General features: G+C 56.2%; 10 protein-coding genes. 7 read left to right on the top strand and 3 right to left on the bottom strand.

Annotated features, from left to right (window positions below):
• Positions 1-116 precede the first annotated feature (116 nt).
• Positions 117-398 (bottom strand): helix-turn-helix domain-containing protein, encoded by a 282-nt coding sequence (locus BVG12_RS18730; RefSeq protein WP_075793716.1) that lies wholly within the window; start codon positions 396-398, stop codon positions 117-119.
• Positions 399-1101: 703 nt separating this feature from the next.
• Here BVG12_RS18730 and BVG12_RS34110 point away from each other — a divergent pair.
• Positions 1102-1560 carry a hypothetical protein gene (locus BVG12_RS34110; protein ID WP_156895669.1) on the top strand — a complete coding sequence of 153 codons (459 nt, stop codon included), beginning with the start codon at positions 1102-1104 and terminating at the stop codon, positions 1558-1560.
• Between the two features lie 5 nt (positions 1561-1565).
• Here BVG12_RS34110 and BVG12_RS35205 read toward each other — a convergent pair whose 3' ends face one another.
• A complete protein-coding gene (locus tag BVG12_RS35205; protein WP_156895670.1) occupies positions 1566-1757 on the bottom strand; it encodes a hypothetical protein in 192 nt (63 codons plus the stop codon).
• On the opposite strand from BVG12_RS35205, the gene BVG12_RS35850 reads away from it, so the two are divergent.
• The 5 genes from BVG12_RS35850 to BVG12_RS18755 all read left to right on the top strand — a co-directional run bounded on the left by BVG12_RS35850 (position 1662) and on the right by BVG12_RS18755 (position 9146).
• A complete protein-coding gene (locus BVG12_RS35850) occupies positions 1662-2144 on the top strand; it encodes an HAD domain-containing protein (RefSeq protein ID WP_370662847.1) in 483 nt (160 codons plus the stop codon). The genes BVG12_RS35205 and BVG12_RS35850 overlap by 96 nt on opposite strands.
• Before the next feature lie 443 nt (positions 2145-2587).
• Positions 2588-4141 (top strand): class I SAM-dependent DNA methyltransferase, encoded by a 1554-nt coding sequence (locus BVG12_RS18740; protein ID WP_075793718.1) that lies wholly within the window; start codon positions 2588-2590, stop codon positions 4139-4141.
• The gene (locus BVG12_RS18745) at positions 4131-5438 is read left to right on the top strand and encodes a restriction endonuclease subunit S (protein ID WP_075793719.1); all 1308 of its coding nucleotides are present in this window, start codon (positions 4131-4133) and stop codon (positions 5436-5438) included. The genes BVG12_RS18740 and BVG12_RS18745 overlap by 11 nt, the downstream gene beginning before the upstream one ends.
• Before the next feature lie 8 nt (positions 5439-5446).
• The gene (locus BVG12_RS18750) at positions 5447-8533 is read left to right on the top strand and encodes a type I restriction endonuclease subunit R (protein WP_075793720.1); all 3087 of its coding nucleotides are present in this window, start codon (positions 5447-5449) and stop codon (positions 8531-8533) included.
• Positions 8534-8585: 52 nt separating this feature from the next.
• Entirely contained in the window at positions 8586-9146 is a 561-nt protein-coding gene (locus tag BVG12_RS18755) for a DUF3320 domain-containing protein (protein WP_075793721.1), read from the top strand.
• Positions 9147-9492: 346 nt separating this feature from the next.
• Here BVG12_RS18755 and ssb read toward each other — a convergent pair whose 3' ends face one another.
• Positions 9493-9993 (bottom strand): single-stranded DNA-binding protein, encoded by a 501-nt coding sequence (gene ssb, locus BVG12_RS18760; protein ID WP_036233516.1) that lies wholly within the window; start codon positions 9991-9993, stop codon positions 9493-9495.
• Between the two features lie 479 nt (positions 9994-10472).
• On the opposite strand from ssb, the gene uvrA reads away from it, so the two are divergent.
• Complete coding sequence (gene uvrA / locus BVG12_RS18765; protein ID WP_075793722.1) at positions 10473-13322, top strand: excinuclease ABC subunit UvrA; 2850 nt, start codon at positions 10473-10475, stop codon at positions 13320-13322.
• The last annotated feature ends 8 nt before the right edge of the window (positions 13323-13330 follow it).

A 13330-nucleotide genomic window follows, 5' to 3' on the forward strand; every position in this document is an offset into this window, starting at 1 on the left:
TTTCAAAAGTGCCTCATAACCTCACGATACATCAGGCAAGAAAAAATGTACATAAGAAAAAAGCCCGTAAGCACGGGGCTCACGGGCCTTCTAGTTACATCGTCCGCTCTGTGCAGTCAGGCGACAATTTCGCGAAGCTCGCTACGCACCAGGCCTAGCAATTCGTCAACCGAAGCGGCGTCATACTGGCTTAGATAAGCAAGCACGACAGGGGTGAGCGGGTGAACTGCTAGAGCTGTAGAGAGTTCGTCAATTTTCTGCAAGGTTGGCTGCTTAACGCCACGCTCAAGCTCACTTATGTAAGTACGACCGGACTGCTGCGCGAAGTCTTCCTGCGTCAAACCTCGGGCGAGGCGCACTGTTCTGAACGCAGCACCGAACTGATTTTTGTGCTTCATGGTACTCCGTTAGTCGAGCCCCATGAGACTACATTGCATGCTATAGTGCTACACGCTATAGCGTGCACGAACGCTGCCGCGTCTTAGAAGACTGCAGAATCCCTGAATCTGCCCGTATATCGCCTCCGTAATTTACGCATCACACTACACGCCTTGAACGTGCCGCCACATTTCGAATTGAGTTTAAAAAATTGAAAGTTTCAACATTACGCCTACACACGCCTGGGTTGAAGCCGAACATTATCCAAGCCATAGAGGCGCTTGTTGCATATGCAGAGCGGCATAAGGACCTTCGTGTCCACAAAATGCAGTTTCCCGAATTTTGCATGACAGTTGGTTTTCCGCCAACTACGACACGAGAGGAGGTCGTAAAAGTTATGTCTCAGACACGTAAAGCAACAGCGTCGATACGCGTAACTGAAACCTCACCGCGCAAAAAAAGAGAGCTTTTAGCCGGCAGCTGGCCGGTGTTTAATTTTATTTTTATAGACCATGCGCAAATATCATTTGAAGTTTGCGAATATATGTGGGAGGAGCTGCCAACGTAGACTTGATTAGACCGCAAATCAAAGGTTCCGCTGCTACCTCAGAAATGACTACAAAACACATTAGTCCAATGTATTCGCCGCCATGGCTCGGCCGCCCATTCACCCTGACCGAGGATTCGTTAGTATGGGGGCGTTATGTTATAACGGACGCCACAATGGCAGAGGCGAACAAGAATAAGCGGCGCTATCTTGAGTCCGTTATCAAGCAGACCGAACCTGCGCTACTAGCTTCCGCATTCGAACATTTAATTCATGTTTACTGCCCGAGCAGCTTCCCAGACTTCCTTCGTGAGATACAAGCTCTAGCGACGTTTCACTATGCAAAAGAGCATTTGAAAGCGTTACTTCGCAATGGTTGCGCTCCAGATGATTATTTCCGGGCAAGAATTGCGACAGTCGGTTCGTTTGACGAAGCTATTGAGGCAGTATTCGAGTCTTCCATTCCATTACATGGACTCAGTGGCCTGACCTATGTTCACTATCGCCAGAAATTGCACGGCATGCATTTGACCACTTTCGCCGATGACCAGCACACGTTTGACGTTGCGTTCACGCCGGACCTAGTGCTCGCGTCCATCCACCGCGACAGTGATTGGAGCCGTATTTGGCCATAGTCCACTTAAAGGATGACGATATGAGGCACGACGCTCGCCCCCTTGTGTTTCTCGACATGGACGACGTCCTTTGCTTGGACGATGTGCATCACAGCGGCCAGATGTTGAAAATATTCGAGCAGACGATTCCGGACTATCCAGAGATGTGGGAACGCCTTGTTGACGCGGGCGCAGCAGAGAATTTGCGTCAGCTTCATGCTGAGTTCAAACCGGTATATGTTATTAGCTCGTCCTGGGCAACATATCTCGACCGAGAGCAGATGTGCGAAGCATTGACTCGGACGCAGCTGCAGTTCGTAGTGGAGAACTTACATCCAGAGTGGAGAACGCCGCGGGCACTCTCGTCGAGTCGACGGGATGAAATCGAATGGTGGCTTGAAGCACATCGTGGGCCGTCGCAGCCGTTCCTCATCATTGACGACAGCTGGAGCGGGACCCGCCTGGCGCACTCTCCCCTCGCACTGGACGGACACGTTGTCCTATGCAGGAGCGGGTTCGGATTCACCAAGAAGAGACTGAAAGAAGCATGTAGACAGCTGCTGCGCCAAGGAGCAGTAGGTGGTTGTGCTCCACTTGAGTGGTAAAACGCCCGAGGAAATGTTCTGGACCCTGTCTCGATGCCGTCGTCTCTCGTCGAGCCATGACGACGCAGGAGCTCATCAGCACGGCTCCCGAGTCTGTACGAGTACGGGTTCTAAATACTGTTGGAATGTTCTCGCGTGATACTCCCGCGCCGAGGCAAGGAGGTAACGCCTTCAACCCGCGGAATGCACCCGCTTCAGCGCTAGCTAGCTAGGCGCGGACCAGCGAGTATCACGAAGTATCAAGGGTTTTGATACTTTCTCACCATGTGGAACGACGGGGCTCATTCGAAGCGTATGGCGTCAGAACAATCTTGGCGACCTTAGGATAGCTCATGCGTAAATTCGCGCGGAAACGACAGTCGAGTTGCTGTAATCATAATTTCCGAAGAGAACGCAAAAACTGGTCATAATATGGCTTTTACCAACGCCGTTACCAGTTTCTGATGCTTGACGATATTAAGAAAACATTATGGGCAGCAGCCGACAAGCTGCGCGCGAACATGGACGCGGCCGAGTACAAGCACCTCGTCCTCGGCCTCATTTTTGTGAAGTACATCTCCGACACCTTCGACGCACGTCGCGTCGAGCTGACGAAGCGGTTTGCCGACGAGTCTGATGAATACTTCTTGCATGACTCCGATGCCGAGCTGGTTGCAGAGGAGCTGGAAGACCGCGACTACTACAAAGCGGCCAACGTGTTCTGGGTGCCCGAAGCAGCACGATGGGAGGCGTTGCGCTCGGCAGCTAAGCAGGTCGACATCGGCAAGCGCATTGACGAAGCGCTGACCTTGATAGAAGCAGAAAACTCCAAGCTCAAAGGGATTCTGGACAAGCGCTATGCGCGGGCGCAGCTCCCGGACGGGAAGCTCGGCGAGCTAGTCGATTTGATTTCCACCATCGGTTTTGGCGACAACCCCAACGTTGCTCGCGACGTCCTGGGCCAGGTGTACGAGTACTTCCTCGGCATGTTTGCAAGCGCCGAGGGCAAACGCGGCGGGCAGTTCTACACGCCTGCGAGTATCGTGAAGACCCTAGTTGCCATCCTCAATCCGCACAGCGGCCAGGTCTACGACCCGTGCTGCGGGTCGGGCGGCATGTTCGTGCAATCCGAAAAATTCATCGAGGCTCACGGCGGAAAGCTAGGTGACGTGTCTATCTACGGGCAGGAGGCCAATCCTACGACTTGGCGCTTGGCTGCAATGAACTTGGCCATCCGCGGGATTGACTTTAATCTTGGTAGAGAGCCAGCAGACACATTCACACGTAATCAGCACCCAGACCTACGGGCGGACTTCATCTTGGCCAACCCACCGTTCAACATCAGTGATTGGTGGCACGGCAGCCTGACTGGTGACCCTCGGTGGGTCTACGGGGACCCGCCGCAAGGCAACGCCAACTATGCTTGGTTGCAGCACATGCTGTACCACCTCAAGCCGACAGGGCGTGCTGGCATCGTGCTGGCTAACGGTTCCATGAGCTCCGGTCAGAACAATGAAGGCGTGATTCGTGCTGCGATGGTCGATGCCGATGTCGTCGAAGTGATGGTAGCGCTGCCAGGCCAGTTGTTCTTCAATACACAGATTCCAGCTTGTTTGTGGTTCTTAGTCAAGAAGAAGACCCATCGTAAGGGCGAGGTGCTGTTCATTGATGCCCGTAAGGTCGCCACGATGATTAGCCGTGTCCAGTCCGAGCTGAGCGACGAGGTGATTGAGCGCATTGCGAACGTTGTTGCGGCTTGGCGCGGTGAGCCGGATGCGGATGAATACCAGGATGTTGCCGGCTTCTGCCGCAGCGTCAAACTGTCCGAAATTGCTGAGCACGGCCATGTGCTTACGCCTGGTCGCTATGTCGGCGCTGAAGAGGTGGAAGACAACGATGAAGACTTTGCCACCAAAATGCAGCAGCTCACGGAGAAGTTGGGTGAGCAGATGGCTAAGGGTGCGGAATTGGACCTGCTGATTCGCCAGAAATTGGGAGGGTTAGGGTATGAGTTCTGAGTGGCCCCTCGTCGAGATTGAGCAAGTCTGTGAACTGATAGTTGACTGTGTTAACAAGACTGCTCCGGTTGTCGCCGATGTCACGCCATATCGGATGATTCGTACTACCAATGTGCGCAGAGGTCGCATTGACCTCGGAGAATGCAGGCATGTTGAACAAGCGACATATGAGAAATGGACACGCCGTGCCAAGCTACGACCTGGCGATGTGGTATTGACTCGTGAGGCGCCGATTGGCGAAGTCGGATTAGTCACCGAAGCTGATGGTGTCTTCTTAGGCCAGAGGTTGATGCAGTACAGGGCAAATCCTCGACTCCTTGACTCTCGTTTCTTGCTCTATTCGTTTTTGTCGCCGTTTTTGCAGCAGCAATTCGGCAGTCATGAAGGCTCTGGTTCGGTGGTGAGCCACATCCGTGTTGGGGACTGTTTCAAATTTAAACTAGCGCTACCTCCACTCAGGATTCAAAGAGAGATTGCGAATTTACTTGGGGCTCTCGACGACCGTATCACCCTCCTGCGCGAAACAAACGCCACGCTCGAGGCTATCGCCCAAGCACTCTTCAAGTCATGGTTCGTCGACTTCGACCCAGTGCGCGCCAAGATGGAGGGCTGCGCTCCGGAAGGCATGGATGAGGCCACGGCGGCTTTGTTTCCAGACAATTTTGAGGAGTCGGAGTTCGGGGCGGTGCCGAGGGGGTGGAGGGTCGGTGCGTTAGGTGACATTCTCAAGCTTCGTAACGAACGGGTACAGCCGTCGGAACTCACTGCATCGCTACCGTACGTGCCGATTGAGAATATTAGTACCAAATCTCCATTTCTTCAGGAGTATAAATCGGGACAAGAGGCCAATAGCAGTTTGGTGTTGTTTAAAAAAGGTGACGTTCTATTCGGTGCTATGCGACCGTATTTCCATAAGGTATGTTCTGCCCCGTTCGATGGCGTTACCCGCACCACAGTGTTTACGTTAATGCCCGTAAATCCAAGTGTGGCTGCTTTTGCTCTATTTCAGGCATATCAGGATGGCACAGTTGAGTACGCAACGCAGCATTCGGAAGGTTCAACAATTCCTTACGCAAAATGGCGGAATTCGATGGAGTTGATGCCTATAACTATGCCGCCGGAGTCGCTTCAAATTGCTTATTCTAAAGTTGTCACATCGTTCGTCGAGCGTGCAAATTTAAATATTTTGCAAGCTCAAAAGCTTGCCACTCTTCGCGATACTCTTTTGCCTCGGCTGATTTCTGGCCAGTTGCGTATCCCCGAAGCAGAAGCCCAAATTGAAGCTCTTGCAGCCTGAGACGAACGATGACAGAGGACCAACTGGAACACGAAGCCCTTGTATGGCTGCAAGACATCGGCTATACCCATCTCTACGGCCCGGACATCGCTCATGACGGTCCCCAGCCGGAACGCGTTGGCTATCAACAGGTTCAGTTGGCCTATCGTCTACGCGGAGCGATTCAGAAGCTTAACCCGAGCATTCCTGCCAATGCTCGGGAAGACGCGCTAAAACAGGTGCTCGACTTGAGCATTCCATCCTTGTTGTCCGCTAATCGGCATTTCCACAAGCTGCTGGTAGGCGGGGTGCCGGTCCAGTACCAACTGGACGGCGAAACCAGGGGTGACTTCGTGCGTCTGATTGATTGGGCGAACCCTGAACGTAACGAGTGGCTGGCGGTGAACCAGTTTTCCATCAAAGGTCCGCACCATACCCGTCGACCCGACATCATCCTGTTCGTTAACGGTCTTCCTCTGGTGCTCATCGAGTTGAAGAACCCTGCCGACCAGAAGGCTGACATATGGAAGGCCTACGACCAGATACAAACGTACAAGGAGCAAATCTCGGATGTGTTCCAGTACAACGAAGTACTGGTTATCTCCGACGGCAGCGAAGCACGCTTAGGTTCGTTGTCGGCCAGTAGTGAGCGCTTTATGGCTTGGCGCACCATTGATGGTGAGACGCTAGACCCGCTGGGCGAATTCAATGAGCTGCAGACCTTGGTGCGTGGCGTGCTGGCACCAGCCTACCTCTTGGACTATCTGCGCTACTTCGTGCTGTTCGAGGACGATGGCCGCCTCGTCAAGAAGGTTGCAGGCTACCACCAGTTTCACGCGGTGCGCTCCGCAATCGGCCATGTAGTGACAGCCTCGCGACCTGGTGGTACCCGCAAAGGCGGCGTGGTTTGGCATACCCAGGGAAGCGGCAAGAGCATTACCATGACATGCTTTGCAGCTCGTGTAATGCAAGAGCCCTTGCTGGAAAATCCGACCATTGTTGTCATCACGGACCGCAACGACCTGGATGGGCAGCTCTTTGGCGTGTTTAGCCTAGCTCAGGACCTATTGCGAGAGCAGCCAGTGCAGGTTAGCACTCGCCAGGACCTACGCGCCAAGCTGGCGAATCGCCCGTCAGGCGGCATCGTGTTTGCCACTATCCAGAAGTTCATGCCGGGAGAGGACGAGGATACATTCCCGGTACTTTCTGACCGACACAACATTGTAGTGATTGCCGATGAGGCGCACCGAACTCAATACGGATTCGAGGCGAAGCTGAAAGGTAAACCCGGCCACGAAACGTATCAGGTCGGCTACGCTCAACATTTGCGTGACGCGCTCCCTAATGCCACGTTTGTGGCGTTCACCGGTACCCCGGTCAGTAGCGAAGACCGCGATACCCGCGCGGTATTCGGCGACTACATCTCGGTCTACGACATGCAGCAGGCCAAGGAAGATGGCGCCACAGTAGCCATTTACTACGAGTCGCGCCTGGCTAAGCTGAAGCTGAAAGAGGAAGAGTTGCCGCACGTTGACGACGAAGTCGACGAGCTAGCTGAGGACGAAGAGGAAAGCACTCAGTCCAAGCTGAAAAGTCGCTGGGCTGCGCTCGAGAAGGTCGTCGGAGCAGGGCCTCGGGTCGCCAGCGTAGCAGCTGACTTAGTTGCACACTTTGAGGAACGCAGTAAGGCCCAGTCAGGTAAGGCCATGGTGGTGGCAATGAGCCGGGACATCTGCGTGCATCTGTACGACGAGATTGTGAAGCTTCGTCCTGAGTGGCATGACAAAGACCCTGAAAAGGGCGCCGTCAAGATTGTCATGACCGGCTCGGCAAGCGATAAAGCCTTGCTGCGTCCACACATCTACAACGGCCAAGTAAAGAAGCGCCTTGAGAAGCGATTCAAAGACCCGACGGACCCGCTGCAGTTGGTCATCGTCCGGGATATGTGGCTCACCGGCTTCGATGCCCCTTGCGTCCACACGCTGTATGTAGATAAGCCAATGAAGGGCCATAACCTGATGCAGGCCATCGCCCGCGTGAATCGGGTGTTCAAGGATAAGCAAGGCGGCCTTGTTGTCGACTACATCGGCATCGGCAATGAATTGAAGGCCGCGATGAAGGAGTACACGCAGTCGAGCGGCCGCGGGAAGCCAACCGTGGATGCTCGCGAGGCCTACAGTGTGTTGATGGAGAAGATGGATGTCCTCAGGGGGATGCTACATGACTTCGACTACAGCGACTTCCTGACGGCCGGACATAAGGCGTTAGCAGGTGCTGCCAACCATGTGCTCGGCATCAAGGACGGCAAGAAGCGCTTCGCAGACACCGCTTTGGCAATGAGTAAGGCGTTCACCTTGTGCTGCACCTTGGATGAGGCCAAGGAAGTACGCGAGGAAGTCGCGTTCCTCCAGGGCGTGAAAGTCATCCTGACCAAGAAGGACCTTACTGCCCAGAAGAAGACTGATGAGCAACGCGAGCACGCCATTCGTCAGATTATCAATTCTGCTGTCGTGTCTGAGAGTGTTGTGGACATCTTTGATGCGGTTGGGCTGGAAAAGCCGAACATAGGACTGCTGTCGGACGAATTCCTAGCGCAGGTCAAGAATCTGCCCGAAAGGAACCTGGCGGTAGAGCTGCTGGAGCGTCTCTTAGAAGGTGAAATCAAGAGCCGCTTCGCCAGCAATCTGGTACAGGAGAAGAAGTTCTCTGAACTCCTTTCCAACGTGGTGACTCGCTACCAAAATCGTTCGATTGAAACGGCTCAGGTCATGCAAGAGCTGGTTGAGATGGCAAAGAAGTTCCGCGATGCCGCCAACCGCGGGGAGCAGTTGGGCCTGACGGACGATGAAGTCAAATTCTACGACGCACTGGCTACGAACGAATCCGCTGTTCGCGAGTTGACCGATGAAACCCTAAAGAAGATTGCGCACGAACTCACTGAGAATCTTCGGAAGAATATTACCGTAGACTGGTCGGCTCGGGAGAGCGTCCGAGCTACCTTGCGTCTCATGGTCAAACGAGTTTTGCGAAAGTACAAGTATCCCCCGGACCAGCAGGAGCTGGCGGTAGAGCTGGTGTTGAAACAGGCGGAGGCGCTAGGCGCCGATTGGTCTTAATCCAGCTAGAGCAGCTTACTTAAGCGCGCAGATAATAAAAATGGAGTATGGTTTGGAAGAGCATGAATATGAAATTTATAGCCCTGTAATTCCAAGCGGTGGCTCCGCGCGCGATTTCTTTCTTCCTGAATCAGATAGCGAACTAAGTGACCAGCTTGCCATAATTGTTGACGGTGAGGGCCCGGTTTTAAAGTCTATTGTCATGGAACGGCTTGCCAAAGCATGGGGGCTAGGTAGGTTTGACAAAAAAATTGAAGCCCGGCTTAGCAGCTTGTTTCCTGATTCCATCAGCGCGAATGGTGCTGAAGAAGATTTCGTTTGGCATGAGGCACGTATTGGCCCCAAGACGTATCACTTTCGGGGCGCATGCTTCTACCCTAGCTCTAGACGTAAGGTGCAGGAAGTGTGCTTAGAAGAACTCGGCAATGTCGCGCTTTACGTTTTGGAAAGCGTAGAGGAATTGAATGTGGAGGAGTTGACACGTCGAGTCTGCCGAATTATCGGAACTAGCTCCAGTGACCTCGCGCGTGAGCGTATTAACCGAGCGTTGAGGATTGACTTCATACGGAATGACATCCATATCGATGGCGATACGATAAAGCTATCTAAATAATGCTTGTCAATTTGGTGCGCCTCGCAAAAGAGTACAAACACCTTCAATGGGCGCAGGACTTGTTCAATCGTAGCGCTCGCCCGATTGCGTGCCCGGAATTCGGTGAGAGTAAAGACCGGCGGGTCAAACAGCGGCATCCCAGTGCGCCGGGCGACCAGCAATGAGAAACGCTCGCCTGATTCGAAAACGATGTTCTTGACAGCGTAGCTCTCAGCCATTTATTTACGTTTTCAAAAGTGCCTCATTCACCTCACAATACATTACACAAGAAAAAATGTACATAAGAAAAAAGCCCGTAAGCACGGGGCTCACGGGCTTTTTAGTTACATCGTCCTAAAAGTACTCGTTAGAACGGGATATCGTCATCCATGTCCGAGAAGTTCGGTGCCGGTTTCGGCTGCGGACGTGCGGCCGGTGCCGGCGGGGCCTGGCGCGGGGCCGGGCGGCTCGGCGGGGCGTCGTAGCCGCCCATGTCGTCGCCGCCACCGTAGCTGTCGCCGCCGCCCATGCCCTGGCGTCCGCCCAGCATCTGCATGTTTTCAGCGATGATGTCGGTGGCGTAGCGCTCGATGCCGTCCTTGTCGGTATATTTGCGGGTCTGCAGGCGGCCTTCCACGTAGACCGACGAACCTTTTTTCAGGTACTGGCCGACGATTTCGGCCAGGCGGCCGAAGAACGAAATGCGGTGCCACTCGGTCAGCTCTTTCTGCTCGCCGGTGTTGCGGTCCTTCGATTTGTAGGACGTGGCCACGGCGATGTTCGCGATGGCGTCGCCGCTCGGCATGTAGCGGATTTCCGGATCGCGGCCGAGGTTGCCCACGATGATGACCTTGTTAACTGATGCCATTTTGTAAAGCTCCTTTGGATGGTCCCCGACTCTGCGTGATGACTAGGCGTCGGGGAAACTATGGGAATTGCGTCCGCTATTATGCCTGTTTGGCTGGCTTCGCAGGCAAATTTTTGAGCAATTTTCAGGGTGGCGGACACCGTGTTTTGCTACCTGTGCTCAGACCACGTAAATGGGGGCGAAGTGCCCAAATTGGAAGAGATACGCATCAATCCAACCGGTGAAAAATTTTTTGGCTTTCTGGTGAGTCTGTCATTGAATTGGCCCGTACCCGGACCACATACCGACCACACAGTTGTCCTCGCACAGCAGGTCTTGACAGGTCGTCATATCATGCTGCTAACCCTTGCGCACTTTTTCGCGGTCCGGCATACCACTGTAAATAAAAACAGTTAAACTAGTGCGCTTTCCCGTTCGGCCCGCTCACCTGTGCCATTCGTGCGCCGGCCCCGCAACCATTCGAAAGCCTTCAAACAACAATGGAAGAAATCCGTATCCGCGGCGCCCGCACGCACAACCTCAAGAACATCAATCTTGACCTGCCGCGCAATAAGCTGATCGTCATCACCGGCCTGTCGGGTTCCGGTAAATCCTCCCTCGCTTTCGACACCCTGTATGCCGAGGGCCAGCGCCGCTACGTCGAATCGCTGTCGGCCTATGCGCGCCAGTTCCTGCAGCTGATGGAAAAGCCGGACGTCGACATGATCGAGGGCTTGTCGCCCGCGATCTCCATCGAGCAGAAGGCGACGTCGCACAACCCGCGCTCGACCGTCGGCACCGTCACCGAGATCCACGACTACCTGCGTTTGCTGTACGCGCGCGTCGGCACGCCGTATTGCCCGGACCACCCGGAAGAGCCGCTGGCCGCGCAGACCGTCTCGCAGATGGTCGATGCCGTCCTGGCCATGCCGGAAGGGACCAAGCTGATGATCCTGGCGCCCGTCGTGGCGAACCGCAAGGGCGAGCACAGCGACCTGTTCGAGGCGATGCAGGCGCAGGGTTTTGTCCGCTTCCGCATCCAGAGCGGCACGCACGCGGCCAAGATCTACGACGTCGACGACCTGCCGAAGCTGAAGAAAACGGAAAAGCACACGATCGACGTCGTCATCGACCGCGTCAAGGTCAACGCCGAGATCAAGCAGCGCCTGGCCGAAAGTTTCGAGACCGCGCTGCGCATCGCCGACGGCCGCGCCGTCGCGTACGAGATGGACACCGAGAAGGAGCACATCTACTCGAACAAGTTCGCGTGCAACGTCTGCGGCTACTCGCTGCAGGAGCTGGAGCCGCGCCTGTTCTCGTTCAACAATCCGATGGGCGCGTGCCAGGAATGCGACGGCCTGGGCCACATCGAATTCTTCGATCCCAAGCGTATCGTCGCGTTCCCGAACCTGTCGCTGGCGTCCGGCGCCGTGAAGGGGTGGGATCGCCGCAACCAGTTCTACTACCAGATGCTGACGAGCCTCGCGTCGCACTACGGTTTCGACCTCGACAAGCCGTTCGAGCAGCTGCCGAAGTCCGCCCAGGACGTCGTCATGTTCGGCTCCGGCAAGACGGCGGTGCCGTTCGCGTACGTGAACGAGCGCGGCCGCACGGTGATCCGCGAGCACACGTTCGAAGGCGTCGTGAACAACCTGCAGCGCCGCTACCGCGAGACGGATTCGATGGCGGTGAAGGAAGAGCTGGCGAAGTTCATCAACGAGAAGGAGTGCCCGTCGTGCGGCGGCGCGCGCCTGCGCACGGAAGCGCGCTACGTCAAGATCGGCAACGGCCCGCAGCAGCGCGCCATCTATGAAGTCGCGAAGACGCCGCTGCGCGACTGCCTGACCTACTTCGACGGCCTGGAACTGACGGGCGCCAAGCGCGACATCGCCGAACGCGTCATCAAGGAAATCGTCGCGCGCCTGAAATTCCTGAACGACGTCGGCCTCGATTATCTGTCGCTGGACCGCAGCGCCGACACGCTGTCGGGCGGCGAAGCGCAGCGCATCCGCCTCGCGTCGCAGATCGGCTCGGGCCTGACCGGCGTGATGTACGTGCTGGACGAGCCGTCGATCGGCCTGCACCAGCGCGACAACGACCGCCTGATCGCGACCTTGAAACACCTGCGCGACATCGGCAACAGCGTGCTCGTGGTCGAACACGACGAGGACGCGATCCGCACGGCGGACTACATCGTCGACATGGGCCCGGGCGCGGGCGTGCACGGCGGCGCCGTGATCGCCGAGGGCTCGCTCAAGGACATCATGAAGAGCAAGGAGTCGCTGACGGCGGCCTACCTGTCGGGCAAAAAGAAGATCCACGTGCCGAAGAAGCGCACGCAGGCCGACCCGGACCGCCAGCTCGTGATCACGGGCGCGACCGGCAACAACCTGAAAAACGTCTCGCTGGAGCTGCCGGTGGGCCTGCTGACGTGCGTGACGGGCGTGTCGGGCTCCGGTAAATCGACGCTCGTGAACGACACGCTGTACCCGGCGCTGTCGCGTCACCTGTACGGTTCGCAGACGGAGCCGGCGCCGCACGATTCGATCCACGGCCTGGAACACTTCGACAAGGTGATCTCCGTCGACCAGGCCCCGATCGGCCGCACGCCGCGTTCGAACCCGGCCACGTACACGGGCGTGTTCACGCCGATCCGCGATCTGTTCGCGACGGTGCCGACCGCGAAGGAACGCGGTTATTCCGCGGGCCGCTTCTCGTTCAACGTCAAGGGCGGCCGCTGCGAGGCGTGCCAGGGCGACGGCGTGATCAAGGTCGAGATGCACTTCCTGCCGGACGTGTACGTGCCCTGCGACGTCTGCCACGGCAAGCGCTACAACCGCGAGACGCTGGAAGTCGAGTACAAGGGCAAGAACATCACCCAGGTGCTGGAGATGACGGTCGAGGATGCGCACGAGTTCTTCAAGGCCGTGCCGGTCATCGCGCGCAAGCTGCACACGCTGCTGGACGTGGGCCTCGGCTACATCAAGCTGGGCCAGAGCGCGACCACGCTGTCGGGCGGCGAGGCGCAGCGCGTGAAGCTGTCGCTGGAACTGTCCAAGCGCGACACGGGCCGCACGCTGTACATCCTCGACGAGCCGACGACGGGCCTGCACTTCGCCGACATCGACCTGCTGCTGAAGGTGATCCACCGCCTGCGCGACCAGGGCAACACGCTCGTCATCATCGAGCACAACCTGGACGTCATCAAGACGGCGGACTGGATCGTCGACCTGGGTCCGGAAGGGGGCGCGGGCGGCGGCACGATCGTCGCGCACGGCACGCCGGAAGACGTGGCTGACAATCCGGACAGCGTGACGGGCAAGTATCTCAAGCCACTGCTCAAGGCCTAACCGTCGCC

The sequence above is a fragment of the Massilia putida genome (assembly GCF_001941825.1).
In the GTDB taxonomy this organism is placed as follows: domain Bacteria; phylum Pseudomonadota; class Gammaproteobacteria; order Burkholderiales; family Burkholderiaceae_D; genus Telluria; species Telluria putida.

Bases quoted from the DNA above. Each gene is read 5' to 3' on its own strand.
- BVG12_RS18730 (WP_075793716.1), bottom strand. From the start codon at position 398: ATGAAGCACAAAAATCAGTTCGGTGCTGCGTTCAGAACAGTGCGCCTC.
- BVG12_RS34110 (WP_156895669.1), top strand. From the start codon at position 1,102: ATGGCAGAGGCGAACAAGAATAAGCGGCGCTATCTTGAGTCCGTTATC.
- BVG12_RS35850 (WP_370662847.1), top strand. From the start codon at position 1,662: ATGTTGAAAATATTCGAGCAGACGATTCCGGACTATCCAGAGATGTGG.
- BVG12_RS35205 (WP_156895670.1), bottom strand. From the start codon at position 1,757: ATGAAGCTGACGCAAATTCTCTGCTGCGCCCGCGTCAACAAGGCGTTC.
- BVG12_RS18740 (WP_075793718.1), top strand. From the start codon at position 2,588: ATGCTTGACGATATTAAGAAAACATTATGGGCAGCAGCCGACAAGCTG.
- BVG12_RS18745 (WP_075793719.1), top strand. From the start codon at position 4,131: ATGAGTTCTGAGTGGCCCCTCGTCGAGATTGAGCAAGTCTGTGAACTG.
- BVG12_RS18750 (WP_075793720.1), top strand. From the start codon at position 5,447: ATGACAGAGGACCAACTGGAACACGAAGCCCTTGTATGGCTGCAAGAC.
- ssb (WP_036233516.1), bottom strand. From the start codon at position 9,993: ATGGCATCAGTTAACAAGGTCATCATCGTGGGCAACCTCGGCCGCGAT.
- uvrA (WP_075793722.1), top strand. From the start codon at position 10,473: ATGGAAGAAATCCGTATCCGCGGCGCCCGCACGCACAACCTCAAGAAC.